Below are 25457 nucleotides of genomic sequence, written 5' to 3'. Positions count from 1 at the left end.
AAAGAACCCGCAGTCTGCAAAAAGCCAGACTATGGGTTCTTTGTGGTTGAACGTCTGTTTATTTCTTCAAAAACCCATCATTGTAATCCTTGATCGTCTTGTCGATTGCCTCATCTAATGTAATTTCATCATTTAACACTTGCACGATGGCATCACGGTAAGCCCCTGTCAATCCAGTGTAGCCTTTCATACTCATCGTCACTTGATCGGTGGTTTGCTTGCTGCTGATTGGTTGAGCAGCGGCTGCGATCTCTTGGTTGTAGATTTCATAAGCATCCTGGCCTTGTTCATAGTCGACCGTCAAATCTTCCACCGCAGGTAAGTAACCAGCATAGGTACAAAGCTGTTTGTAATTTTCTTCTTCGTACAACCATTTGATGAATTTTTCGCCTTCTTCACTGTTTTTACTATTGTTGAAGCCAGTGATGAAGTTGCCGCCCATATTGACCGCGCGGGTCTCTTCATAAGGAGAATAGGTGGATTGCCAGTTAAAGTTGCTGATGTTGGTAGAAAAATCAACGATCTGCCAGCTGCCAGAAAAGTAAGCTGGAACACGGCCGCTCTTGAACATAGCAGAAGCATCTTCTCCAGAGGTCCAAACCGATTTTGGCATCACTTCGTCATTGTTCAAATCAACAAATTTTTGCAAAGCCGCTTTCGTAGCATCATCGGTCGTATAAGAATCACCGCTGTCATCTAAAAAGAAATCTTGTCCCCCATATTGATAGGTGAAAGCCCGTAAACGGTGATCCGACGCGTCCATGACCATGCCGTATTTGGCATCGGTTTTTTCAACGACTTCATTGATCGCGGTTAAAAATTCATCCCAAGTCCAAATGTCCTCTTCCGAAGTGGGGTAGGTCACACCAGCTTCGTCAAACAAATCCGTATTGATAAACAACCCAGTGGCAGTGACATCAGAAGGAAGTGCTTTGACGACATCTGCTTCATCTTTGATCGTCATCGATTCCAATGTTTTTGCCTCACTGGCGATGTCTGATAGATCCATCAGATAGTCATTCCAGTCAGGTTGAACGGTAGAAACCCGCACGACTTCTGGCGCATCATCCGCTTGAACAGCTTTGGTGATCTTTGTCAGCAAGTCTGCATAAGGCACGTCGGTGACTTCGACAGTCACACCCGTTTCTTCCTTGTATTTTTCCGCCATTTTCGAATAAGCGCCGCCTTCACTGGTATCTCCAGAAACGAACATACGAATCTGCTTGTTCTCGCTGGCACTGTCACCACTGCCGCAGCCAGCGACCCCTAACATCACTGCTGCCAAAGACAAAATTGAATACCCTATTTTTTTGTTCATTTTGTTCCTCTCCTTTATTGAATGAATTTTGTTCAAAAAAACGTTTCCAATCGAAAACGATCGAAACGTCCCCCAATGAAAAATAGCTGAAGTACTGAAAAGATAGCAGTCCTAGGACTGATTGAGGAGTGAAAAGTGCCAATAATCTGACAAAATAAGAGTGGTTCTCCCTCAGTTTAGCGGATAAAATGCAAAATACAAAATAAAACGATTTCAAAAAATGCACCAATACTAAAAAAAACGAATTAAAGCTCTTACAACGATAATTAAGAAGTGCTGATAAACGTTAATATAACAAGGTTTGAAAATTATTTTTGCAAATTGAGTGCAAATCTTTTGTCTAAAACGGGGATTAAGCGTAACATAATATGTGTAATAACTACTTAAAAGAAAGAAGGAGAAAAATATGCATTGGTTATGGGTATTAATCGTAGGAGCTATTATCGGTTTGATCGCCGGAGCTATCACAAATAAAGGTGGATCAATGGGTTGGATCGCCAACATCGTTGCAGGTTTAGTAGGTTCAGCTATTGGACAAGCGATCTTAGGTTCTTGGGGTCCATCACTTGCTGGAATGGCAATCGTCCCATCAATTATTGGTGCGGTTATTGTAGTTGCTGTTGTTTCATTCTTCTTAGGACGTTCAAACGGCTAGTCCATTCAGCAATTGTTTTCATTCATTTATTTCGGGTAGGAACTACCTTGAATAGACAGGCAAATCCAGAGTTTCTGGGTTTGCCTTTTTTTGTTTTTTAAAAGGATGCATAAGCAATCCTTTTGTCAGATTAGAAAATTGTCGTTACACTTGAAGTAGGTCAAAAAAAGAAAGGAAGAGGTTCAATGAAAAAGCAATATGAAACAGCGATGATCAATCGAGGCGGACGTGTCGGAGAGGTTGAAGCACCAAACGGTAGTTTTCACCTGAAAATCGATAAGCCAGGTCTTCATAGTGAAGGGACCAATCCTGAGCAATTATTTGCCGCAGGCTATGCTTCATGCTTCAACGGTGCCGTACAGCATATGCTGAAAGAGCATAACATCGAATCCGAATCCGAAGTTAAAGCAAGAGTGTCTTTGTATCAGCATGAGGACGGTAGTTACCAAATCGGCGTGATTTTAGAAGTATCGTTACCAGGCGTTGAAAAAGCCGAGGCAGAGAAAATCGCAGAAGAAGCTCACGATTTTTGTCCGTATTCTCGGGCCACTCGCGGCAACATTGATGTCGAAGTTCAAGTAGTCTAAGCATTATTACGAATAGACAAACAATAAGCGGCTGGTAAATCAGCCGACAAGAGGGAATTCATCAAGGAGGCCAATCAATGAGACAAACAGAGAGCTTGCTGCTTTTGGGCGTGTTTGCGGTTGGCCTTTTTGTGGTGTACTGGCTGAAAAAGCAACGACATACACGCCACAACCAAGCACTGGCAGCCCAGCTGAAGCGTTATCCCAGCGTGCGGCAAGCGTGGCTGGCAGCCGGGGCAAACAGGGAAGCAGTCCTTTTGGTTCCAGGTTTAAAAGAAGCCACTGCCGCAGTGGCAACGAAGGCAACGGCGAAAGCAGAAACGAGGCTGCACAAGCATGCAGATCAGTGTCAGGCGATGACCCCACAAGGGTTGGCTGTTTCAGAGGACTATTTGTTCATCTCAGCGTATTGTTCGCAGCAGGAACATCACTCACAGCTTTATATAATAGAAAGAACGAGCGGGCGGCATCTGAAAACGGTGGTTCTGCCAAAACGCCCCCATGTCGGTGGGCTAGTCTTTGATCGAGCAACGCAAATGCTGTGGCTAACCATCACTGGAAAAGGAATGGGGCGCGTGGCGTGTGTTTCTCTACAAGCACTGCTGGAAGATGATTCCTTGGCAATCAATCAGCCTATCGCTTATCAGCAAGTCATCGAATTGGCAGGCATCACTCACAGCTCCTATTTGGCAGCCGATGGCGGTGAACTTGTCTCAGGGACCTTTGCCTTGAAACAAGGAGGCGTGGTGGCGAATTATCCGCTGCCTGTTCTTTCAGACAGCGGTCGCAAAACGCCTCCTCGCATCAAGCCTCGTAAGAGAAGGGTCACCACCACGAAAGTCCAAAGTATCGCCTTTACCACTGAATACATGTTGCTGGCACGTTCCTTTGGACCAGGGTCGGCGGAGTTATGGGTCTTTTCAAAGGATGCAACGGTGCTGACCCGCAAACATGCGTTGCGGCGCATCAAGTTTCCCCATTACCTTGAACAGATCGTGGTAGAAAAAGGACAGCTGTACTGCTTGTTTGAAAGTGGGGCATGGGCGTATCGGCAAAAAGGCGGCAGCATCGATGAAGTCGTGGTATTGGACCTTGCGACCTTGCTCCAGTAAAAGCACTGCTTAAAAAGAAAAAAGACCAGCCTCTTAAGAAGCTGGTCGTAAGTGCAGTGATTAGTCCACGATTGCTCGTTGGATATCTAAGACGGTACCTGTATGAGCATCTGCCAAAAATTCATAGGTGACAAGCTGCCCGTCTTCGGTGCGGGTGATGCCGCCAGTATATCCTTGGGAAGTGATCGCAAATTTGCGCAAAGGTTGTTTTTCGAAATTGATCCAAGAACCTTCGATCGGTCCTTCTTTGATAAACGCCGCTTTTATATTGTCTAAGACATCATCGGCATTCATGGCTTGCCTTTTCTTCAACCATATCGTTGAAAAAATCCCTCCTGCAAAGCCAAGACCTAAACCGATGGTCAGTCCATTTTTAAAATAATGCAATGGATGCTCATTCTCCATCTAATGTCCCTCCTAAAGTAAGTTTTCCCGAATGTTTTGATCTCGGTGAAAGCACAGGTTCTCTTAACAATAGTTTACCATAGTTTAGAAATATTCTATAAGAAAAATAACCAACAATAGAAATTTGCGCTATAATAAAGAATATCAGTAGGAATAAGGAGGAAGAGAGCACATCCGTTGTTTCACCCAAAAATTGCTGGAAAACACAGCAACAGCAAGCGTTGCTTTTTCAAAAAAAGCAGCTTTGTTTCTTTAGGGCAGCAAACAACCGATACGTGTTTCTCGAATGATCATGGAAGAAAAAACATTTCAACGCATCAAAGAACTAACGGAGTTACAAGGAACCAGTGGGTTTGAACACGACGTGCGGGCGTATATGCGTGAAGCGATGACCCCATTGGTGGACGAGATCCAACAAGACGGCTTAGGCGGCATCTTCGGTTTGCGTCACCACCAAGAAGCAGATGCACCACGAGTGATGGTAGCTGCTCACATGGATGAAGTTGGTTTCTTATTGACGACGATCACCGATCGCGGCTTATTCAAAGTCACTCCTTTAGGCGGATGGAACCCTTATGTGGTTTCTGCTCAACGCTTTACATTGAAAACAGCGAAAGGCGATTATCCATGTGTTTCTTCTTCAGTACCGCCACATTTGTTGCGAGGAAGCAGCGGTCAAAAAAATGTCGAAGTCACAGATATTTTGTTTGATGCTGGGTTTGAATCAAAAGAAGAAGCAGAAAGCTTTGGGGTACGTCCTGGCGATACGATCGTCCCACAAGTGGAAACCATCAAAACTGCCAATGGGAAAAACATCATCTCGAAGGCTTGGGACAACCGTTACGGCTGTGCAGTCGTATTAGAAGCTCTTGAAGCCTTGAAAGAGGAAACATTAGGCCATACGCTGATTGCTGGTGCCAATGTTCAAGAAGAAGTCGGCTTACGAGGTTCTCGTCCGTCTGTGACGAAATTCAAACCCGACTTGTTCTTTGCGGTCGATTGCTCGCCTGCAGATGACACAGTCACCAAAAATGGCACCTTTGGTCATTTAGGGGCAGGGACTTTGATGCGAATCTATGATCCAGGCATGATCATGTTGCCACGGATGAAAGAATTCTTGTTGGATACAGCAGAAAGCAACAACATTCCGTACCAATACTTTGTTTCCAAAGGCGGTACCGATGCTGGTGCGGCACACATGGCAAATGAAGGGATCCCAAGTTCAGTCATCGGTGTTCCTGGACGTTACATCCACACCCACCAAACCCTATTCAGTATCGCTGATTATGAAGCGGCACGGGAAATGGTGATTCAAGTCTTGAAAGGTTTGGATCGTTCAACCGTTGATACGATCTTGGCAGGACAATAAGCGAGAACGAACGAAAGCAAAGAGACAGCAACCCGTTGTCTCTTTTTTTCTGCAGAGGTTCTAAGATCAGCATGTCAGTTGGTAGTCCCTGAAAGAAAGGTGTATACTAAAAGAAAAGAAAGTGGTGAGCATTTGATTATTCCAAAAGATTTAGCAGAGTTAGCAACATATGTGGAGAAAGGCAAAAATGTCTTCTTTTTCACCGCCGATTGGTGTGGGGATTGCCGCTACATCAAACCGCAATTGCCTGAGATCGAAGCGGACTTTCCAAATCTTCAATTTATCGAAGTCGATCGTGATGAATACATGGATGTAGCGGTTGAATGGAACATTTTTGGTATTCCTAGCCTCGTCGTTATCGAAGACGGCAAGGAGCTGGGGCGATTAGTCAACAAGGATCGCAAAACCAAAGAAGAGATCGAAGCCTTTTTAACCAGCGTACAATCAGCATAGGAGGGGAAAAAGATGGAAGCACAAAGATATCAAAACATTTTAGTAGGGATCGACGGTTCAGATCAAGCGATGTCTGCCTTCAAAAAAGCAGTGGAAGTCGCTCGTCGAAATCAAGGGAAGGTCTATGCCGCAACGATCATCGATCAGCAAGTGCCGACCATGATGGGCTATGCACCTTTGGATAGTTCCATCTTGGAACAAGAAAAAGACACGGCGAAAAATCTGATCGACGACTGCAAAGCTTACGCCAAATCAGTGGATTTTGATTTAGTAGAAGGCATCGTCGCTTACGGCTCCATCAAAGATGCCCTTGCCACTCAATTACCAGACCAATACGACATCGATTTGATCATGGTGGGGCAATCTGGGCTGAACGCCGTGGAACGCTTCATGATGGGGAGTGTCGCCAGCTTCGTTATCCGTGAAGCCCGGTGCGATGTGCTGATCGTATCACCTGAAGAAACCAAAGCGTAAGGTCATTTTGGAAAAAATAAGCTTGTCGTTGCCGTGTTCTTTTCCTTAAAGAAGATGGCAGCAAAAGAAGACAAGGGTTAAAAGAAAGTTCCTGAGAACCAGCGATGTTTCACTTGTTAGCAAAGCACCGTCTTTCGCTAATGAGCTGCAGCTGGTTCTTAGGTTTTTTTGTGCTCGTTTTGAGGGAAGATATCTGTCGCTGCTGTCTTTCTTCTTAGGTAATAGTGCAAAACAGAAGTTTTTAGAACCAGCGTTTATCGGCTCGTTAGCAAAGCAGCGTCTTAGTTAATAAGCCGCAGCTGGTTCTTAGTTTTTTCCTGTATCCGTTTTTTGGAAAACTTATTGTTGTTGCCTTCTTTCGTAGAAAGTAGTTCTACCAGCAAGTTCTTCAGAAGCCGCGGGTTCTGCTCCTTCGCCAATCCTCAACCTAAGCCAGCCAGCAGAAGTTAGTTCTCAGGCGTTTTTTGTCTTTGAAAATGAGTAGAATTTCAAGGAAAACAAAGAAATTCCATGACGGATGCCGAAAAATTTGTTAAGATTATGGGCGGAATGTGTAAGTACCTAAGGAGGAAAAAACGTGATTTTTGCTTATAACAAAGAATATGTCAGTGATACACTGCTTGCCATCACAGCAGATGATAAAGGATTAGAACAAACCGTCGAACGCAAAGGCAATGTTGCCCAAATCAAAAATGAAGAAGGCACGATCGTCGGCTGGAACTTTTTTGCGATCTCAGAAGTGATGACGATCGAAGGCCGTGGCCAAGTGACGTTGACGAAAGAACAAATCCAACAATTGAACACCATGATCAAAGAAGCAGGATTCAGCGAAGAACTGCCAGAAGATACAGAACCAAAAATCGTCGTTGGCTATGTGAAATCTTGTGTGGAACATCCAGACAGCGACCATCTATCTATCACGGAAACAGAAGTCGGGGATGGGGAAGTTTTGCAAATCGTCTGTGGCGCTGCCAATATCCGTAAAGGATTGAAAGTCGTTGTCGCAAAACCTGGCGCAATGATGCCAGATGGCTTGATGATTTGGCCTGGGACGCTTCGTGGCGTAGAAAGCTTTGGAATGATCTGCTCTGCTAAAGAACTGCATTTAGAAGGTGCACCAATGAAAAAAGGCATCCTTGAGCTGCCTCAAGATGCCGTTGTAGGTGAAGCTTTTCCAGTCGGTAAAGCCTAAAAAAATGAACTGCCGCTTCCTGTTTTTGCGGCAGTTCATTTTTTGATTGTTTCGATTGGTTTTGATGATTAGTTGCTGCTGTCTGTTGATTGTTCGTTGATCGACGTATCAACGGAAAGTTTTACTTCTGCTGTTTTTTCTTCATCGCCACGATAGAAGGTTACAGTGATCGTGTCACCGACTTTGTGTTTGTACAACGCAGATTGCAGATCCGTTGTTGTGCTGACTTCTGTGTCATCGATCTTCGTGATAACGTCATATTGTTGCAATCCTGCTTGTTCTGCTGGTGTTGCATTGTTGACTGAGTAGATCACAACGCCAGAAGTTACGGATGAAGGAACTTTCAAGATTTGTTCTTGTTGTTGTGATGTGATGGAACCTAAATCGATCGTTTGGATACCTAGTGCAGGGCGAACCACTTTGCCATCTGCTTCTAGTTGATTGATGATTTCAACGACATCGTTACTTGGGATCGCAAAGCCCATCCCTTCGACACTAACACCTGAAGCAGAGCCAGAGGTGCTGGCGATTTTACTTGAGTTGATCCCAATCACTTGACCATCAACGTTGATCAGTGGACCACCTGAGTTCCCTGGGTTGATCGCAGCATCCGTTTGGATCGCATTGATGCTGATCGTACCACCAGATTCGTTTTGGCTTGTTACTTGACGATTCAAGGAAGAAACGATCCCTTGTGTCACAGAGTTTGCGTAGTCAGAGCCTAGAGGAGAACCGATCGCGATGGCTGGTTCGCCGACTTTCAAGGCACTTGAATCACCAAATGTTGCGGCAGTCGTCACATGCTCTGAAGAGATTTTCAATACAGCTAAGTCTGTGTAAGCGTCAGTACCGACCAATTCAGCTTTGACTTTCGTACCGTCTGCTAAAACAACTTCTAAACCGTCTTGACCTTCTACGACGTGGTTGTTGGTTACGACATAGGCATCGTCGCCATCGATTTTGTAGATGACCCCACTCCCTTCAGAAGAAGCTTCTAAAGCACTGTCGTCGTCGCTTTGGCTATCGCCTTCACTTTGTCCGCCTTGCTGACCAAAGAGGCTGTTCCAATCGTTGCTTTGACTTTGTTGTAGATTAATGATGGAAACGACAGAATCTTGTACTTTTTCAACTGCCTCAGTGACATCGCTAGTCACATCAAGTTTTACATTGGATACTTGGGTTTGTCCGTTAGAATCTTGGACCCCGCTGTTGGTCGTGGTTTCTGGTGTTGAAGTCAAAGAGGAACCCATTGCCAGATACAGACCGCCGAAGGTCAATAAACCGCCGACCATACCGCCTAAAATCCCAATACCTAATCGTTTTAATAAACCAGGAGAAGTTTTCTTGCCTGGTGTGACATATTTTCTTGCCATTACTATTTCCCCCTTAATGAATAATTCGTTATAATCAGTATATTCCTTCTATCTGAGATTAGTCTACTAAGAGATTTTGAAAAAAATATGAAGAAGTTGCGTAAGAATCTGTTTCAAACGATGAAATTTTCTTCGCAAAACCCGTTCATTTTTGAATAAAAATAGCAGGCAAAACTGGGGAGAAGCGAAGGTCTTTTTATCCACAGTGTGTGGACAAACTTGAAAGCTTCTGTTGGGTGGATGAAGAAACCCTTGAAGTGTCGCAGTTTTATAGATAAGATAGAAGAATTTCAAAGAAAGTCAAAGTGTGTAAAAGGTTGTGGATAGCATTGTCCACATGTTCATAAAATAAGGGGATAACGAGGAGGAACCTATGAAAATCAAAATCGTCACGGTAGGAAAATTAAAAGAAAAGTACCTCGTTCAAGGAATCAACGAGTACGCCAAGCGATTGGGGGCATACGCAAAGCTTGAGTTTGTCGAAGTACCAGATGAAAAAGCACCAGAAACCTTGAGTGAAGCCCAAATGCTGCAAATCAAAGAAAAAGAAGGGCAGCGCATTTTAGCCAAAATCAAAGACACCGAATATGTCTTTGCCTTAGCAATCGAAGGCACCAACCCTACCAGCGAAGCCTTCGCCAAGCAAATCGATCAACTCGGCATCCAAGGAAAAAGCCAACTGACCTTCGTCATCGGCGGCTCCCTAGGCTTGAGTCAAGAAGTCATGACCCGCAGTGATGCCAAAATCTCCTTTGGCAAAATGACCTACCCGCACCAACTCATGAAACTGATCTTATTGGAGCAAATCTATCGCGCGTATCGAATCAATACGGGGGCGCCGTATCATAAGTAAATACCTCAAGCAATATAATAGAAAAAATTATCCACCGATAGTATCGGTAAAAAGGAGCAACAACCATGCGAAATATCAAATTAACGATTGAATATGACGGCAAGCGCTACTTAGGGTGGCAACGACTAGGAGATTCTGAAAAAACGATCCAAGAAAAAGTTGAAGGGGTCATCAAATTATTGACGGGAGAAGAAATTGAGATCGTGGGTTCTGGCAGAACCGATGCGGGCACGCATGCTCGAGGACAAGTGGCAAATTTCAAGACGACCCATCAAATGAGTTTGCCAGAGATGCAGCAGTTCTTTAACCGCTATTTGCCGCAAGACATCGTCGTCAACAAGATTGAAGAGGTACCTGAGCGCTTCCATGCACGCTATCACGCCAAAGGCAAGCAATACAGCTATTACGTTTGGAACAACGCGATCCCATCGGTCTTTGCTCGCAATACCAGTTTTCATTGCCCGCAGCCCCTTGATTTGGAAAAAATGCAGCAAGCGGCTGAGAAGTTGATCGGCACCCATGACTTTATCGGCTTTTCTGCATTGAAAAAATCAAAAAAATCAACGGTGCGCACGATCGATGAAATCACCATCACACCAGAAGGCGATCTATTGCGGTTTACCTTCAAAGGCAACGGCTTTTTGCATAAAATGGTCCGAATCTTAACAGGCACACTGATTGCCATTGGCGATGGCACACTGCCACCAGAAGTGATCGATCAAGTGTTAGCCGATAAAGTACGACAAGCAGCTGGTGAAACAGTGCCTTCTCATGGCTTATTTCTAGATGAGGTGTATTATTAAAAGAAACAGGGTAATGGCTATTTAAGGAAAGGAGATCATCTATTGATCACATTAAAATCCCCACGAGAGATCGAACAAATGAAAACTTCTGGTCGTATCTTGGCAAGTATTCACGAACAGCTACGGGAAAAAATCGTTCCCGGTATCACTACGAACCAAATCAACGCCTTTGTCCATCAACAGATAGAAGCTGCAGGGGCAACAGCCGCGCAAATCGGGTTTGAAGGGTATGAATTTGCGACGTGTATCAGTGTCAATGAAGAGATTTGTCATGGTTTCCCTTCAGAATATGTTTTAAAATCAGGCGATGTCGTCAAAGTCGATTTTTGTGTCGATTACAAAGGGGCAATCTCTGACAGCTGTTGGACGTATGCGGTAGGAGAGATTTCACCAGAACATCAAGCGCTGATGGAAGTAACGAAAGAAGCCTTGATGAGAGGCATCGAGCAAGCACAAGTCGGCAACCGTGTTGGCGATATTGGTTATGCGATCCAAAGCTTCGCTGAAGAAAAAGGGTATGGTGTCGTGCGGGACTTTATTGCTCACGGCATTGGCCCAACCATTCATGAAGAACCATTCTTTCCTCATTTCGGGTTACCTGGCAAAGGAATTCGGTTGAAAGAAGGCATGACGATTACCATCGAACCGATGATCACGACCGGCACTTGGCGCATGAAGATGGACCCGAACGGCTGGACAGCACGCACCATTGACGGCAGTTATTGTGCCCAATATGAACATTCGATCGCCATCACCAAAGAAGGTCCAGTTATCATGACATTGCAAAAGGAAGAAACGTGAACACAAGGCCGATAGAATAGAAGAAAATACGAAAATCGTTCGAGTGTTTCTACACGAACGATTTTTTGCATTTACTTGTCGAAGTTGCGAAGCTAGGGTATAGCACATTCAAATAGGAAGAAAAGTAGGTCTTTTTAGGAAATGATTATGAAACAATCAAACTACTTCCAGTAGAAGCTTTTTGGAGTAAACATTAAAAGATATAAAAGCTGGATATAAGAAGAGTCAGTATCGAATTATTTTTTTGTTATTTCCTTTTTAAAATATCGTCATAGTTTTGAGAGAACGAAAAAAAATCTCGGAAGAATCAGAATCTTTAAATTTAGAAGTTTTTATTCATCTATATTTATCTCTTTATAGCCTTTATTTACTGAAAAAACCGTGATATACTTTTAAGATAAAAATATAAAGGAGAGATAAAGTGAAAAAACGTGTATGGGGTATTTTATTATTAGGAATTGGTTGTTTTTTTGTTCATAATTTCACATTCCAATCTGTACAAGCAGATGAGTTTGACGATGGGCAGGTGACTTTTGAAGACTATTCAAAGGATAATCGTAGTTCAGTTATGACATATGAAGAATATGTAGAATTCATCAATGAAATTAATTCTCAAAATAATCAACTAACAAGAGAGGTCGTATCTCGTTCATTATCAGTCGGTAATCTGAGTCAAAGAGAGCAAATTGTAGCAGAAGCAAAAAAACATATAGGTAAACCATATACTCAAACAAATCCTGATAGATTGGGACCTGACAAATTTGATTGTTCTGGCTTAGTTTATTATGTTTTTAATCAAGTTACAGGAAAAGATGTCGGAAAATTGACGTGGGAGCAAGAGTATGCTGGAAAGCAAATTCCTATCTCTGAGGCTAAACCAGGTGACTTACTTTTTTGGGGAAGTAGAGGGAAAACGAGTCATACTGCCATTTATATTGGAAATAATCAGTATATTCATGCTCCAACTTTTGGAAGAACGGTTGAATTATCTCCAATCTGGGACAGTTTCTATCCATCATTTGCCATCCGGATGGATCTATCAGAATACCAAACAGTGCCTTATGGAAAAACGGTTATGGCGGTCAGTAATTATCCAATATGGAACAACTTAGAATTTACTTCTCAAAATGGAAATACTTCTAATTTTCAAGATGGTTTAGTTTATTATGCGAAAAATCAAATCTCTTTTAGTGATGGTAGAACGTTTTATGAACTATATCGTGGAGATTCCTTTGTAGGATTTATTAATACTGTAGCAGTTGAAGAATTAACCGCTACAAGCGAGAATAAAAATATTATGGCAACTAAAAATTTTCCAAGATGGGGAAATCTCTATTGGACTAGTAAACTAGGCGATACTTCTGATTTCGCCGATAATCCAGTGTACTATACATCTGTTAGTTATACTTTAACAAATGGTAAAAAGTTTTATTCTCTCTATCGTGGTGATCAATGGTTTGGTTATATCAATGCTGAAGCGGTTATTGATTTGAAGGCTGAAAATATTGATAAATTTGTCAGTGCGACGAAGAATTATCCGATTTGGGGAAACCTATATTGGACGAGTAAATTAGGAAGTACAGAAAATTATTCGAGTGGTCTGGTCTATAAAGCAAAATATAAATATACTTTGTCAAATGGAAAGATATTTTATTCTATATATCAAGGCGACACATGGATAGGTTATATTAATTCTGATGCTACTGAAGATTTAAGAACTGAAAATATTAACATAGGAGTACAGATTACTAGCAAAAACTATCCTATGTGGAACAATTTTTATTGGACTAGTAAAAAATTCGAAGCAGGTCAGTTGTATGGTAATAGTTACACTGCTAAAGTAAAATATACATTAGGAAATGGAAAGACCTTCTATTCCTTATATGATAATACAAATACATGGATTGGATATGTTAACACTCAAGGTACAAGTGTTAAATAAGTTCTCGCAAAAATTATCAATATTTTTTATTATCCTAGATGAAAGCAAAAAGCGAATCCACACTTGATTCGCTTTTTGCTTTCTCAAGTTTAATTAATATAATTAGAACAATGAATTTCGAACAATTCATTTAAAAGGAAAAAAACTCAAATCGTTTTGCCCCTTTTTCTTATCCCTCTCACCGCTCCAGTGAAAGCTTTATTCAACAACCCTTTAGCAAGCACATCAATCATCCCCATGATTGAGTTTATCAGCCACAAAGGTTTCTACACTATACCTGCCCCAGTTTGAGAGACTCTCTATAAATAAAGGGAAGGTTACATCTGTAAAATGACTGACCAAGAGATAACAAGCTTGACCTGAAACTTTATGAAAAACCTCAATTTCTTTGTATTGATTCACGAAGGCTTCAAAAGCTGTATAGCGATTTGAATCCATAAAAAACCGGATGTATTGCGTACTTGGGTAATTCACCACAATACTAAATCGCTGAATGATTCCCTCATCTTGCAATTTCAAGATCCGATTGCCCACGGCTTGTCCCGTCAGGTGGACCATTTCGCCGATTTCTTTGTTCGATAATTTGCTGTTGTGTTTCAGGATAGCTAGGATTTGTTCATCGATGATGTCCATAAGGGTTCCTCCTTTCATAATGAAAGTGAATTGACTTTATCTTTTTCAAGAGACGCTTTGTTGTAGGGTCATATGTATTTATACTGGATTATAACAAATAAGAAAAGAAATGGTGATTCTATGAAAAAAGCTTTAGTAATTATTGATGTCCAAAATGACTATTTTAAAGAAGGAAGAATGGCCCTTCATTCCCCTGAACAGGCGCTTGCAAACATAAATAAACTAGAAGCGTCTTTTATCGAAAAGCAACTCCCGATCATCTATATCCAACACATCAACGATCAAGAAGCAGCTGATTTTTTTGAACGAGGGACCAAAGGTGTGCTGCTGCATGAACAGTTAAAAACAACGTATTCTTCTATTATTATCGAAAAGCACTTTCCTAACTCCTTCATTGAAACAAATTTAAAAGAGACGTTAGACTCTTTAGGTGTTCAACAAGTTATCATCACTGGGATGATGACGCATATGTGCATCGATTCAACCACAAGAGCTAGTAAAGAACTCGGTTATCAGCCCATACTGATTTCTGATGCCACGGCAACGAAAGCATTAACATTTGAAGCACACGAAATTCCTGCGGAAGCTGTTCAACGAGCGTTTTTATCGGCGTTGGAAACTTTCTCTACGGTGATGAAAACCGATGACTATTTAAACGGATTGTAGAAAAATTGCGTATTTACTAACAAAGGCAAAGGTTCATTTGCATTGAGTGGTTCTTGATCACTCTTTGAAATTGGCGATCCTATCTCATTCCGCTTCAATGTTTCTAAAAAAAATGAATGCCCAGTTGCGTACCCACCAATGATACTGAGCTGATTCCTCAAAGGATGCATGCGAACCAATTACGCCCCAACCCATACAAAAGCCAAAAACGTTCGAGGATTTCTCTCGAACGTTTTTTTGGGCATCAAATTGGGCGAATCGGCGAAACTATGGTACAGTGCAACCAAACAAGGAGCGAGAGTCGCTCCTTCATGAGGCAAAGGGGCAATGGTGATGAAGCAAACAACGATGGCGTGGCTGTCATAAATCTATAATTTGATCTTGCATCCTGGCACGAGACAGTGGGAACGAGAACAACTGGTGCAAGCAAAAAATACACTGGAAACCCAGCTGGCGACCAAACAAAAAGCAGGCAAACACGAAAAAGAATCGTCAAATAGCCTTGAAGACCAACAGACCAGACGGGTTTTGGAAAAACTAGAAGCGTCGCTGCGTCCTTTGGCACTGAGAAACAATCTGACCCCGAATGTCGCAGAGTTTTATCAAACAATCAGCCAGTCAGCACTGAAAAAGGCAATTAATGAAGAAACAAGCAAAGTCCAACCAGCAGAAGTTTCCGTGGAGCCGAACGAAACAGGTGGAAAAGCACAAGAAGTGGCTATTTTTGCTGGCGGCTGTTTTTGGTGTATGGTAGAGCCTTTTGAAGACCAGCCGGGCATTCTTTCCGTCTTGTCGGGGTATACCGGGGGAACAGTCCCGAATCCGACGTATGATCAAGTACTAAGCGGAACAACAGGGCATGTCGAAGCGGTAGAGATCATTTTTGATCCCGAAATCATCACCTATCAGGACTTGTTGCAGTTGTACTGGCAAGTGACAGACCCGACAGATGCTTTCGGACAATTTCAAGATCGCGGCAATTTTTATCGCCCAATCATTTTCTATACGACTGCTGAACAGGAAGTGCTTGCGCAAGGAGCCAAAAAGGAACTAGCCCAATCTGGTTATTATCAGCAACCCATCGTGACTGAGATCCGCAAGGCCATGCAGTTTTGGCCAGCGGAAAACTACCATCAAGCATTTTACAAGAAACAGCCAAAGCGCTACCAGCGGATCAAGCGAGCGCGCAAACAACTGATGCTTTTTTATCGGCTGAAACGCTGGACAAACCGAGGAAAAAAACGATCGTAAACAGAAGATCACTAAAAAAAGCGAGGCTCCGAGAAAAGGGGAAGAGGATCAAATGAAGGCTCTTTTCTCCACAAGCCGCGCTTTTTTCTGCGCTTTTAGCCAATTGGATAAAAAACGTAGATTTATTTTAGAATAATGTCCAAAGAAAGCGTTAACAACAAGAATTATAATAGAGAAAGAAAAAGTGGCGAAAAAGGTCGAAAAAGCAGGTGTCTTTTGCTTGATTCCTTTCTTCGAGGAAAGAAGGTGGGAAACACCAGAGAAAAATCAGCGGAAAAATCAATCGGCAACACCCCATAGCAACACAACATTTATTATATGAAGGTTCATATAAGTTAGGAGAAATGTGATGAAAAAAAAGGGAACGTTCGTCTCACTGTTTATGGCTCTCATTCTTTTTATCTTTTCAGAAAGAACAGTGTTTGCGGCAGAAGCGATCAATGAGATCGTCGCACCAACAGGAGTCAAAGCATTTCTAGTACTGATTCCATTAGTGTTAGTGCTGGTTTTGCTCTTTAAAAAAGTAGATATGATCATTGCTGGCTTGATTGCTGGGATCTTGGCGATGATTATTGGCGGGATCAGTTTAGCTGAAGCCAATTCGCAACTGTTGGAAGCTATTCCGACGATGTTGAGTATTACGGTGCCAATCATCAATTCCGCTGTAGCGATGGCGGTCTTCAAAGCGGGCAGTTATACGGCGGCCTTAACCTTAGCCAAAAGAGGGACTAAAGGAAAAGTGGAATATGTGGCAGGGTTTATTGTCATCTTATTGGCAGCAGCGACTTATATGTCTGGGATCGGCGGCGGGAGTGCGATGGTGATCGCACCGTTAGCATTTGCGGCAGTTGGGGTGGTACCCGAATTGATCGCAGCGATGTCGTTAGCGGCAGCGGTCTCCTTTACGACTTCTCCTGCCTCTTTGGAATCTAGTATCGTGTCTGAACTAGGCGGCTTTAGTGTCGCTTCTTACGTCGATCAAATGCGCCCATTTTGGTTGTTATTCGTTGGTTTGGCGATTTTATTGGCATTCTTTGGGACCAAGCGTCGTCATCTGGGCTTTAAAGAATCAGCCAACCAAGAGTATGAAAACAAAAGCAATGGCGAGTTGTTCAAAACGACACTGCCTGCGATCTTCTTGCTTTTTGCGGTCATCTTTGGTCCGTTGATCAATGACCTGATCGGCTTTGTCCTCTTTACGCCGCTAGTTTATATGGTGGTCACGTTGGCGTTGATTTTTGTTTGTACCGACTTTTCGATGAATCAATCGGTGGAAGCGATGGTGGACGGATCGACGTATATTTTGACCCGCTTGTTCCAAGTGGGGATCTTTTTAGCCTTCATCAACGTAATCGCTGAAACTGGGACGTTTGCTGTAATTGCAGGTGCGGCACAAAATGCCCCCGCAGCGATCGTCGTTCCCGTGGCGATCTTGACGGGTGTCTTGATTGGGATTCCCGCAGGTGCCTATGTCGGCTCCGTTTTAACACTCGTGCTACCAGTTGCCGTTTCATTAGGCTTCCCAGTCTTAGCTCTTGGCTTTGTCACGATGGGGGTTGGCCTCGGCAGTCAAATGAGTTTTGTCAACATTACGATGCAAGCTTTATCTTCTGGTTTCCAAATTCCGATTCTGGATGTAGTCAAAGGAAACGTGAAGTGGTTGAGTTTAGCAGCCGTATTATTATTAGTCATCGGCTTAGTGTTTGGCTGATGGATAGGAGGAAAACATGGATTTATTGATCAAGCAAGCACGTCTTGAAGACGATGCAGAACTAGTAGACATTGCAATTTCAGAAGGAAAAATCACCGCAGTTGCACCCAACATTGAAGAATCAGCAGCAACAACGATTGAGGCGAAAGGCAAAGTGGTGATCCCTGGATTGATCGAAAGCCATATCCACTTAGACAAAGCCTTGATCGCCGATCGTGAGCCCAATAATTCAGGTACGTTGCAAGAAGCGATCCAAGTTACGGCAAAGCTGAAACCGACCTTTACCGAAGAAGACATTTATGATCGGGCGAAACGCGCATTAGAAATGCTGATCGTACATGGCACGACTGCTGTGCGCACCCATGCCGAATTTGATCCAGCACAAGGCTTCACAGGGTTTGACACCATCATGCGCTTAAAAGAAGAATACCGCGACTTGATCGATATTCAGGTCGTTGCCTTTCCGCAAGAAGGGATTTTTAAAGCCCCAGGGACGGATAAAATGATGATCGAAGCGATGGAAAAAGGCGCCGATGTCGTTGGCGGCATTCCTTACAATGATGCGCCAGCCAATGAACACATCGACTTGATCTTTGAGATCGCCAAACGATTTGACAAAGACATTGACTTGCATCAAGATTTTGCCGACGAAGCAGACGATACATCGATCGTCTACCTGTGTGAAAAAACCATTGCAGAAGGCTACCAAGGCCGGGTATCAGTAGGACACTTGACTGCGCTGCACGCCATGGAACCAAATCAGCTGGCAGAAGTCATCGATTTGATGGTCAAAGCCCAAATCAATGTGATGCCGTTGCCTGCGACCGACTTGCACTTAGGTGCTAGAAACGATGCCTACAACGTTCGCCGTGCCGTGACGCCGATTCGCAAGTTACGTGATGCTGGTGTGAATATCTGCTTAGGCAGCAACAATATCCGAAACGCCTTTACGCCCTATGGCAATGGGGATTTGATCCAAATCGCTATGTTGGCTGTGCCAGTGGCGCATTTAGGCGGCGCCGATGACTTGCCGACGGTCTTGCCAATGATTACGACCAATACCGCCAAAGCATTAAATATCAAAGACTATGGGATCGCTGTTGGCAACCGCGCAGATTTGATTCTTTTAGATACTCAGAGAAAAGCCGATGTGCTGATCGATATACCTGAACGTTTGATGGTCATCAAAAATGGCCGCATCACTGTGGAAGTCAAAAAAGAAGTGACGATCCACCGCTAAGCGATTTTTCGCCCCTATGGTGGTTGTCACAAAAAAAGTGAATCACTGAAAGAACACGTCCGTCAAAGGCAGTCTGACTGCTTTTGACGGATGTTTTTTTGTATAGGAGCAACGAGGTCGAAGGGTATGCGCTTTGATTTTCTGAAACCGATAGTGGGACGTTTTCGCTTTAATGAACCTTCCTGATCTAGAAGGAGGGAATGCCGCCCATGCAAGGATTTCCTTGACTGATGAATATCCTGATTTTTGATCTGTGGAGCTGTCCATTATACTTAAAGAGACAATCAAGGAGTGTGGATCTTTCTCCGCAGGAAAAGAGGAGTGGGCACCTGTTTTTCACTTCTAAAATCAGATTTTTCAAAAGCGTTTAGGCTTGGGCCTCTGGCAGCTATCCATAAGAAACGCATTGCTCAGCTTAAGCGAAGAAAAGGAGCAAAAACTGTATTGGCTTTGAGTATTTCGTTGGCTGTATTTCCTAGTTGTTGTGAGCAGTCACTAGCCAATCGTCACAATCATAGTACCTAGACAAAGAAAGGAGGAGATCAACAAAATGAAAAAGAAGCCGCTAAAATTGCTGCTCCTAGTGATTGGGCTAGTGAGTATTCCGTTGAGTTTTCCCTTCTTACGAGATACTTTTATTGCGCCATTGTATGCGCTGCAGGAGCAAGAACGAGAAGAGGATGAGCTTTCTTCAGTGGAAGAAAGGGCTGATTTAACAGACGTTGATTTTCAATTTTTAACAAGCAACAAGCAAGGCTATTTAGGGGAGAAAATCCCCATCGAAATCATGGCACATCAGCCAGTAACCGAAGTGGCGGTGGTTCTGCCGCCAGAGGCAGTGATTGAGCCCTCCTTGTTTCCCGAAGGAATGACGATTGAACAGGTGGAAGCTGACCAATGGCAGCTACTTAGCGAAACACCTCAGAGCAGTTGGCTTTTGCCCCTAACCTTTGAAGAAGAAGGAACCTACGAAGTCATGGTAGGAGAAGAACGGATAGAGATAGAAATCCAAGGTTCACCAGCAGAAGGTGAGGAAGGTCAGGAAGAAGCGCCAGAAAGTGATCGAGAGGAAACAGAACCCGAGAACGAAGAGCAGTCAGAAACAACCGTACATGATCAAACAGAGCAGCCAGAAACAACCGACCCTGGCCAAACAGAGCAGACGAGTCAACCGCTTCCCTTTGATGCCGATGATCCGGGCAATCTGTATTTATTAGGGGATGATGTTCGGACGATAGAAGTAAGCGATTGGTTAGAGTTTATGCGAGCTATACAGGACACAAGATATAACCATATCCTTCTGGTAGATGATTTTGACTCTCCTGATCGTCCGGCAGACGGATTAAGCAACGTTACAATGACTGACCATTGGTGGGATCAAAATCCTAATGGACACCCTACTTACCTCTATCACAATGCGCCACGAATTTCTCGAACGTTAATCATCGACGGACAAGGACATAAAATCGATTTTCGATCAGTGTCGGTAGCCTTTAATAACATAACAGTCAATACAGCTGAAAACATCCATTGGGACCTTACACTTCAAAATTTGGAAATTTATAGTGGGAATTTCTATGGTCCCATTCAACTCAATAATATAAGTGATGCGAACGAGGCTCGTTCAAAGATCCGTTATCACAATGTTACGCATATTGGCAATCAATTGTTATATACTCGTAGTACTTCAGTTGTTTTATCGGGCCATGTGTCTTCTCATCAAATGTCTCCTTATAACGCAGGTCTAGGGCGTGGTAACTGGGATATTAATGATCTTAATCAAGCGAATTTTGAAATCAACAGTATGGAGATCAAGGATGGAGCAACAGTTGAACTTTCCACGATCAACTCAGGGAATATTCATTTTTATGATCTTCAGCGGAGTCTTAATCCGAATACGAGTCTTATTATTGGAGACGATGCGAAAATAACCATTACTGCTAATGGGACTGCTGCAGGTGAAGCAGCTGGATCTAATTTGTACTTTTCTGGGCATGGTATTTTGACGGTTGGGGAACGTTCAATTCTTTACTTGAACCCAAAACATAATTTTGGTTCCATATCAAAACAAGGCTGGTCGAATGTGACTTCTCATATCCATTTGTTAGAAGATAGTAAAGTAAGCATTTATTCTCCTGGTCGTACTCATATTGGCGATAATTGGGACAATAGAACGCTTATTTCGATGCCACTTGGGAATACTAGCAGCCTTACTCTCGGAAAGAGAAGTACACTTGAAATTGAAGCAGTGAATCAAAATACAAATCAGCATATTATTTACTACCATTCGGGTGGGGTTTTGACCATCGAGGAAGATGCTACCTTAGATATTCGTTCTGATGGTCATAGACCCGAACATAGTTTGATTTCGACTGCCCATAGGCTTGAAGCTTTAAGCTCATCTATTAGGATGAATATTAATGATGCGGCAAAGGTAAACTTACAAAAAACTGGAAATCTTACAGGGAACACGGCTTTGCTCCAAAATTTGATACTGGATGCACGGAATCATTCTATACATCAGTGGAATCGTGACAATAGAACGGAGGAATCTACCTATACTTGGGAAAATATTTTAAGCTTTGAGTCTACTTTTTCTCGTCCAGGGCTCGCAAATTCTCCAGGAGGAGTACCGAGTGGCACTAAGGTTACCGCAGTAGACCCCAATGTAGCGGAAGATGCTCGAGTGAACTTTGCTTCACGAGCACAACGTCTCTTATTTGAGAAGATTCCTCGTGTCGAGATCGCGCTTGATCCTTTGACCAATGATCGCTCTCGACGAAATTCCTATACGATCACGGGAGAAACCAGTCCCGGCGCTTACGTTCGTTTCAGTAGGGATCTGAGTTTACCAGAACCAGTGATTGGACCCGTTGAAACGGGGGAAGAGGAAACGGAATGGTTCCATGTCATTGCCGAAGAAGATGGCTCCTTTGAATTTGATCTTTCCCAATTTGATGACTTTGATTATTTCCGCGGGCAAGAAGTTGTAACGGCAACGGCATTTTTAAATGGACGACGCGATGAGACCTCCGTCATCGTAGACGGTGTCGATCCTCGAGATCCTCTGAATCCTGATGTAGATGTTGATCCAGACAATCGTCCGACTCTTCCTGAAAACCAAGGGTTGATCAGTATCGACTTTATCTCGCAATTTGATTTCGGACACGTGCCGATTCGTTCGAGTCAAGTCTATTATCCAGCACTGCCGCAAAAGCTGCGCAATGCAGAGAATGATCCTGCTGGTGAAGAACGTCCAAATTATGTTCAAATTTCGGATCGGCGTGAGGAGTCCACCGGCTGGACACTGAGCGCACGGCTAGATGAAGCAGGGTTTGTCAGTGAGGAAGGCCATCAGCTGCGGGGAGTCCAGCTCTTACTCAACAACATCCGCATGGCAACGACAAGTTCGAATACCTCCAGCGCCCCAACCTACTGGGAAAGCCGTGAACTAAATGCAGGCAGACAAATCTTGGCAAAAGCAGAAGAGGGACAAGGCAGCGGGACATGGATCCAACGTTTTGGTGATGGAGAAACAATGGATCAAAGTGTGATGCTGGAAGTTCCTATCAGTGCTACACCGCAAGCAACAAGCTATACGGGCATTATCCATTGGGAATTAAGCTTTGTCCCAGAGATGGACTGAGCCGCCCCAATGTTTCTCAGTAATCGAAAAAAGGAAGAAAATGGAGCCAGCAGCTGCAGAGAAAATCTGCAGCTGTTTTTTTATCTGCAAGCAGCCATCGATGATGAAGCAACCGATAGCACCCTTTGTGCTTTGGCGGATCTTCTTTGCTTAGAGAAATGGGGGAATCATTCATCACGTTTACTAGAGCAGATGCTGCTTTTTACTCCTTCACGTTGAAGGGCAAGAAATAGTTCGGAAACATTTTGTCACGAAAGATGTAGTCGTTCGCCAAATGTTTTCTTAAAAATAAGAAGATCATTTTCTAGTCATTTGTTCTTTTTTCATCTATGATAGAAAGAAAACCGCTATCACGGAGAGTTCGTTTAAGAAAATCCTGTCAAAACTGTTTGACAATGCCGCAATATCAATGGATTTGAGCAGCAATCACAGCAGGTCTGCGTTAAGGTAGGAGAAGGAGGCCAAGATGACGATTGGGGAAGCACTAAAGAACCATCGAGTCACACAGCAAATGAGCCAAGAAGAAGTAGCAACAAAAATTTTAGTGACCCGCACATCGATCTCAAATTGGGAAACCGGCAAGACGGTACCAGACAGTTTGAATTTATTAAAACTGAGTACCCTTTATGGGTGCAGTGTCGATGAGCTATTAAAAAAGGAGCGAGCAGGAATGAAAAAGAACTTTCGTACGATGACCTATGGCGCTGGATTGAAAGATGGAACGATGCGTTTGAAAATCGAGACCGATGCCAGCAAGTTTTTCCCAAAAGGGGTTGAAGTCAAAGCATCCGTCGATTTAGAAACAGGAGAAGTGACCTTTTTTGTCGAGCAAGAGGAGTTGAAAAAACTGAAAGCAGCCACTGACGAAAAATAAATTTTTTATACAGTATTTTGCTGAATTTTGCTTGAACAAGAGAAAAAAAGTGATGGATAAAAAAACACGAGCCCAGCTGCGTCGTGTTTTTTTATGTGGGATGAAAGAGGGCTGAGGCAATCGATGAAAGCTGATTCTACTTTTTCTTTTCTGCTATTTTCAAGGTTTGTAACGTTTAAGGAAAAGTGAAAAGATACTAACGGCTATATACAATATATAGTGAATAGAACGGTTTTTGTCTAAATGGAGCACAATATATAGTATTTACTTTTTTGAGAGATTGTGTAAAATAGCAGATGTAGTGAAGAAGGAGCTGTTGTTTTTGAGAGTAACTGTATGTTGCGGCACCCGTTTAGAAAATGAGGAAAAGTTGGCAAAGACCGCTCGTGCCATCGGCAATGCCTTGGCAAAAAATCACATCGAGTTGGTTTATTGCGGCCCTTTGGCTGGCTTGATGAAGGAGATCGTGAAAGGGGTCTTTGAAAAAGAAGGCGCAGTGACAGGGATCTATCCATCAGGTTCCTTTGCAGAAGAATTGCCGCCAATCGTCACTGGATCAAGCACGTATACTGAGTTCTATACGGATACGAGGGAGGAACAAACGCAACAATTGCTGGAAATGAGCGATGCCTACCTTGTATTACCTGGTGGATTTGGTACACTAGAGGAGTTGTCAGCAGTATGCTCTTTTACGACTCTTGAGCCATTGTCAGGCAAGCCGATCGGTGTATTGATGACCGAAGGCTTAAATGATGGACTGAAGCCGCTGCTAAAAATGTTTGAAGCTTCTAGCTTTGCTTGGGCTGAGCTGTCCGAAACGCTTTTTTTCCTATCTGACGTTGAGTCGTTGATCCAACGATTGGCTGCGATGGGGTCAGGAAAGGAGTGCTTGGCAGGATGAAGCATGTCTATTTAGCGGGACCGTTTTTTTCAAGCGAACAAGTCGCCCGACTCAAACAGGTAGAACGCAGTTTAGCTGAAAACCCGCAGCCCTTGGCGGTCTATTCGCCGCGCTTGTATCAAGAAGGTTCATCTGAACCCAATACACCAGAATGGGCAAGAGAAATTTTCGAAAAAGACATGCTGGAATTGACACGAGCCGACGTCGTCGTTGCCGTTTTGGATGACCATGAAGGGATCTCCGATCCGGGATCAGCCTTTGAAATCGGCGCAGCACACGTACGAAATAAACCAGTGATCGCTTTTCAGGAAAAGCCGCGGCGGTCAATTTGATGTTGACGGAGTCGGTGCAAGCGTATTTGACTGATTTGGCGGCATGAACAGCGTATGATTTTGAAGCGATGGCGCACCGAGCATTTGTCGGTGACTATATTTAATAAAGGATGATGAATGTGTTATTAATCGCAGGAACGATCGGGGCAGGAAAAAGCAGTTTGACTGATTTTTTATCGAAGGAAATGGCGTCGAAGCCTTTCTATGAAAACGTGGAGGACAACGATGTTCTGCCATTGTTTTATTCCAATCCAGAACGATACGCCTTTTTATTGCAGATTTTTTTCTTAAACAAAAGCTTTTTAGGGATGCGGGAAGCTTTGTCCAATGATGACAATGTCATTGACCGCTCCATCTATGAGGATAGTTTGATGTTTCATCTAAATGCGGATCTAGGTCGCATCGCACCGATGGAAGTCGAACAATACGATAACCTGTTGAACACGATGTTGCGGGAATTGGAAGAATCAGCGCCATTGAAACATCCAGATCTAATGGTTCATATCAAGGTTTCCTTGGATACAATGATTGAACGGATCAACAAACGTGGGCGTTCCTATGAACAAATTGCCAACGATCCGACATTGTACGACTATTACAAAGAGTTGAATCAGCGATACGATGAATGGTATGAAAACTTTGACGTTTGTCCGAAAATGCAAATTGATGGGGATCAATTGGACTTTGTTGCCAATGAAGACAACCTCATGGTGATCCTCGAGATGATCCAAGAAAAATTGGCGGAAGTCCGTCAGATCCATGACAAAGGACACTATTGTACGGACAAAGCCATCGCAAAAGGTGATTTTTCTAAGAAAAATGCAGCATCTGTGACAAGCTGATCCAGCAGTTGAGGACAGCTTAGG

General features: G+C 43.3%; 25 protein-coding genes. 21 read left to right on the top strand and 4 right to left on the bottom strand.

The annotated features are described in order from the left end of the window. Window positions 1-58 precede the first annotated feature (58 nt). On the bottom strand, window positions 59-1318 hold the full coding sequence (locus IAE45_RS15420; protein WP_087627106.1) for an ABC transporter substrate-binding protein: 1260 nt from the start codon (window positions 1316-1318) through the stop codon (window positions 59-61). A gap of 406 nt (window positions 1319-1724) precedes the next feature. Between IAE45_RS15420 and IAE45_RS15415 the strand changes: the two genes are divergently transcribed. The 3 genes from IAE45_RS15415 (at window position 1725) to IAE45_RS15405 (ending at window position 3672) form a co-directional block, all read left to right on the top strand. Further along, the gene (locus tag IAE45_RS15415) at window positions 1725-1973 is read left to right on the top strand and encodes a GlsB/YeaQ/YmgE family stress response membrane protein (protein WP_005225422.1); all 249 of its coding nucleotides are present in this window, start codon (window positions 1725-1727) and stop codon (window positions 1971-1973) included. Between the two features lie 185 nt (window positions 1974-2158). After that, the gene (locus tag IAE45_RS15410) at window positions 2159-2560 is read left to right on the top strand and encodes an Ohr family peroxiredoxin (RefSeq protein ID WP_005225423.1); all 402 of its coding nucleotides are present in this window, start codon (window positions 2159-2161) and stop codon (window positions 2558-2560) included. Between the two features lie 77 nt (window positions 2561-2637). Then, window positions 2638-3672, top strand: a complete 1035-nt coding sequence (locus tag IAE45_RS15405) for a hypothetical protein (protein WP_200127166.1) — start codon at window positions 2638-2640, stop codon at window positions 3670-3672. Window positions 3673-3732: 60 nt separating this feature from the next. Here the strand turns inward: IAE45_RS15405 and IAE45_RS15400 are convergent, their stop codons facing one another. Next, window positions 3733-4077 carry a peptidase gene (locus tag IAE45_RS15400; protein WP_005225425.1) on the bottom strand — a complete coding sequence of 115 codons (345 nt, stop codon included), beginning with the start codon at window positions 4075-4077 and terminating at the stop codon, window positions 3733-3735. A gap of 292 nt (window positions 4078-4369) precedes the next feature. Between IAE45_RS15400 and pepA the strand changes: the two genes are divergently transcribed. From pepA to ytpR, 4 genes are all read left to right on the top strand, one after another. After that, window positions 4370-5446 carry a glutamyl aminopeptidase gene (gene pepA / locus IAE45_RS15395; protein ID WP_005225427.1) on the top strand — a complete coding sequence of 359 codons (1077 nt, stop codon included), beginning with the start codon at window positions 4370-4372 and terminating at the stop codon, window positions 5444-5446. A 132-nt stretch (window positions 5447-5578) separates the two neighbouring features. Beyond that, window positions 5579-5899 (top strand): thioredoxin family protein, encoded by a 321-nt coding sequence (locus tag IAE45_RS15390; RefSeq protein ID WP_156236031.1) that lies wholly within the window; start codon window positions 5579-5581, stop codon window positions 5897-5899. Between the two features lie 12 nt (window positions 5900-5911). Then, window positions 5912-6373 carry a universal stress protein gene (locus IAE45_RS15385; protein WP_005225429.1) on the top strand — a complete coding sequence of 154 codons (462 nt, stop codon included), beginning with the start codon at window positions 5912-5914 and terminating at the stop codon, window positions 6371-6373. Window positions 6374-6950: 577 nt separating this feature from the next. After that, entirely contained in the window at window positions 6951-7565 is a 615-nt protein-coding gene (gene ytpR / locus IAE45_RS15380; protein WP_142964304.1) for a YtpR family tRNA-binding protein, read from the top strand. 68 nt (window positions 7566-7633) lie between these two features. Here the strand turns inward: ytpR and IAE45_RS15375 are convergent, their stop codons facing one another. Next, complete coding sequence (locus IAE45_RS15375) at window positions 7634-8938, bottom strand: S1C family serine protease (RefSeq protein WP_010747716.1); 1305 nt, start codon at window positions 8936-8938, stop codon at window positions 7634-7636. A 373-nt stretch (window positions 8939-9311) separates the two neighbouring features. On the opposite strand from IAE45_RS15375, the gene rlmH reads away from it, so the two are divergent. The 4 genes from rlmH to IAE45_RS15355 all read left to right on the top strand — a co-directional run bounded on the left by rlmH (window position 9312) and on the right by IAE45_RS15355 (window position 13337). After that, window positions 9312-9791, top strand: a complete 480-nt coding sequence (rlmH, locus tag IAE45_RS15370; protein WP_008379108.1) for a 23S rRNA (pseudouridine(1915)-N(3))-methyltransferase RlmH — start codon at window positions 9312-9314, stop codon at window positions 9789-9791. Window positions 9792-9856: 65 nt separating this feature from the next. Next, window positions 9857-10594 (top strand): tRNA pseudouridine(38-40) synthase TruA, encoded by a 738-nt coding sequence (gene truA, locus IAE45_RS15365; protein WP_005225435.1) that lies wholly within the window; start codon window positions 9857-9859, stop codon window positions 10592-10594. Window positions 10595-10636: 42 nt separating this feature from the next. Beyond that, window positions 10637-11395, top strand: coding sequence for a type I methionyl aminopeptidase (gene map, locus IAE45_RS15360; RefSeq protein WP_005234612.1), 759 nt, complete (start codon window positions 10637-10639; stop codon window positions 11393-11395). A 421-nt stretch (window positions 11396-11816) separates the two neighbouring features. After that, on the top strand, window positions 11817-13337 hold the full coding sequence (locus IAE45_RS15355) for a C40 family peptidase (protein WP_325123431.1): 1521 nt from the start codon (window positions 11817-11819) through the stop codon (window positions 13335-13337). Between the two features lie 225 nt (window positions 13338-13562). On the opposite strand, the gene IAE45_RS15350 is transcribed toward IAE45_RS15355, so the two are convergent. Continuing rightward, window positions 13563-13970, bottom strand: coding sequence for an Lrp/AsnC family transcriptional regulator (locus IAE45_RS15350; protein WP_404850161.1), 408 nt, complete (start codon window positions 13968-13970; stop codon window positions 13563-13565). A 120-nt stretch (window positions 13971-14090) separates the two neighbouring features. Here IAE45_RS15350 and IAE45_RS15345 point away from each other — a divergent pair, with 120 nt between their 5' ends. From IAE45_RS15345 to IAE45_RS15300, 10 genes are all read left to right on the top strand, one after another. Next, entirely contained in the window at window positions 14091-14636 is a 546-nt protein-coding gene (locus IAE45_RS15345; protein WP_017144326.1) for a cysteine hydrolase family protein, read from the top strand. 366 nt (window positions 14637-15002) lie between these two features. Beyond that, on the top strand, window positions 15003-15887 hold the full coding sequence (msrA, locus tag IAE45_RS15340; RefSeq protein ID WP_325123432.1) for a peptide-methionine (S)-S-oxide reductase MsrA: 885 nt from the start codon (window positions 15003-15005) through the stop codon (window positions 15885-15887). Window positions 15888-16236: 349 nt separating this feature from the next. Next, on the top strand, window positions 16237-17598 hold the full coding sequence (locus IAE45_RS15335; RefSeq protein WP_005225442.1) for a hypothetical protein: 1362 nt from the start codon (window positions 16237-16239) through the stop codon (window positions 17596-17598). A 16-nt stretch (window positions 17599-17614) separates the two neighbouring features. Next, window positions 17615-18838: an amidohydrolase family protein gene (locus IAE45_RS15330; RefSeq protein ID WP_086338556.1), complete on the top strand. Its 1224-nt coding sequence runs from the start codon at window positions 17615-17617 to the stop codon at window positions 18836-18838. A gap of 550 nt (window positions 18839-19388) precedes the next feature. Beyond that, a complete protein-coding gene (locus IAE45_RS15325; RefSeq protein WP_200127164.1) occupies window positions 19389-22484 on the top strand; it encodes a WxL domain-containing protein in 3096 nt (1031 codons plus the stop codon). Between the two features lie 9 nt (window positions 22485-22493). Continuing rightward, a complete protein-coding gene (locus tag IAE45_RS15320) occupies window positions 22494-22703 on the top strand; it encodes a hypothetical protein (RefSeq protein WP_200127162.1) in 210 nt (69 codons plus the stop codon). Window positions 22704-22950: 247 nt separating this feature from the next. Next, on the top strand, window positions 22951-23358 hold the full coding sequence (locus IAE45_RS15315) for a helix-turn-helix domain-containing protein (protein WP_015509256.1): 408 nt from the start codon (window positions 22951-22953) through the stop codon (window positions 23356-23358). 322 nt (window positions 23359-23680) lie between these two features. Further along, window positions 23681-24259 (top strand): LOG family protein, encoded by a 579-nt coding sequence (locus IAE45_RS15310; protein ID WP_200127160.1) that lies wholly within the window; start codon window positions 23681-23683, stop codon window positions 24257-24259. Further along, window positions 24256-24591: a nucleoside 2-deoxyribosyltransferase gene (locus IAE45_RS15305; RefSeq protein ID WP_233619091.1), complete on the top strand. Its 336-nt coding sequence runs from the start codon at window positions 24256-24258 to the stop codon at window positions 24589-24591. The genes IAE45_RS15310 and IAE45_RS15305 overlap by 4 nt, the downstream gene beginning before the upstream one ends. A 119-nt stretch (window positions 24592-24710) precedes the next feature. Then, entirely contained in the window at window positions 24711-25433 is a 723-nt protein-coding gene (locus tag IAE45_RS15300; protein WP_200127196.1) for a deoxynucleoside kinase, read from the top strand. Window positions 25434-25457: the final 24 nt, after the last annotated feature.

The sequence above is a fragment of the Enterococcus sp. S53 genome (assembly GCF_016516865.1).
GTDB lineage: Bacteria > Bacillota > Bacilli > Lactobacillales > Enterococcaceae > Enterococcus_D > Enterococcus_D innesii.
This window is presented reverse-complemented; position numbering and strand designations above follow the sequence as displayed.

Coding starts and splice junctions, on each gene's coding strand:
- IAE45_RS15320 (WP_200127162.1), top strand. CDS start 22,494: ATGTTTCTCAGTAATCGAAAAAAGGAAGAAAATGGAGCCAGCAGCTGC.
- IAE45_RS15305 (WP_233619091.1), top strand. CDS start 24,256: ATGAAGCATGTCTATTTAGCGGGACCGTTTTTTTCAAGCGAACAAGTC.
- IAE45_RS15325 (WP_200127164.1), top strand. CDS start 19,389: ATGAAAAAGAAGCCGCTAAAATTGCTGCTCCTAGTGATTGGGCTAGTG.
- IAE45_RS15405 (WP_200127166.1), top strand. CDS start 2,638: ATGAGACAAACAGAGAGCTTGCTGCTTTTGGGCGTGTTTGCGGTTGGC.
- IAE45_RS15375 (WP_010747716.1), bottom strand. CDS start 8,938: ATGGCAAGAAAATATGTCACACCAGGCAAGAAAACTTCTCCTGGTTTA.
- IAE45_RS15385 (WP_005225429.1), top strand. CDS start 5,912: ATGGAAGCACAAAGATATCAAAACATTTTAGTAGGGATCGACGGTTCA.
- IAE45_RS15420 (WP_087627106.1), bottom strand. CDS start 1,318: ATGAACAAAAAAATAGGGTATTCAATTTTGTCTTTGGCAGCAGTGATG.
- IAE45_RS15330 (WP_086338556.1), top strand. CDS start 17,615: ATGGATTTATTGATCAAGCAAGCACGTCTTGAAGACGATGCAGAACTA.
- rlmH (WP_008379108.1), top strand. CDS start 9,312: ATGAAAATCAAAATCGTCACGGTAGGAAAATTAAAAGAAAAGTACCTC.
- IAE45_RS15415 (WP_005225422.1), top strand. CDS start 1,725: ATGCATTGGTTATGGGTATTAATCGTAGGAGCTATTATCGGTTTGATC.
- pepA (WP_005225427.1), top strand. CDS start 4,370: ATGGAAGAAAAAACATTTCAACGCATCAAAGAACTAACGGAGTTACAA.
- IAE45_RS15315 (WP_015509256.1), top strand. CDS start 22,951: ATGACGATTGGGGAAGCACTAAAGAACCATCGAGTCACACAGCAAATG.
- truA (WP_005225435.1), top strand. CDS start 9,857: ATGCGAAATATCAAATTAACGATTGAATATGACGGCAAGCGCTACTTA.
- IAE45_RS15400 (WP_005225425.1), bottom strand. CDS start 4,077: ATGGAGAATGAGCATCCATTGCATTATTTTAAAAATGGACTGACCATC.
- IAE45_RS15410 (WP_005225423.1), top strand. CDS start 2,159: ATGAAAAAGCAATATGAAACAGCGATGATCAATCGAGGCGGACGTGTC.
- IAE45_RS15335 (WP_005225442.1), top strand. CDS start 16,237: ATGAAAAAAAAGGGAACGTTCGTCTCACTGTTTATGGCTCTCATTCTT.
- IAE45_RS15345 (WP_017144326.1), top strand. CDS start 14,091: ATGAAAAAAGCTTTAGTAATTATTGATGTCCAAAATGACTATTTTAAA.
- IAE45_RS15350 (WP_404850161.1), bottom strand. CDS start 13,970: ATGGACATCATCGATGAACAAATCCTAGCTATCCTGAAACACAACAGC.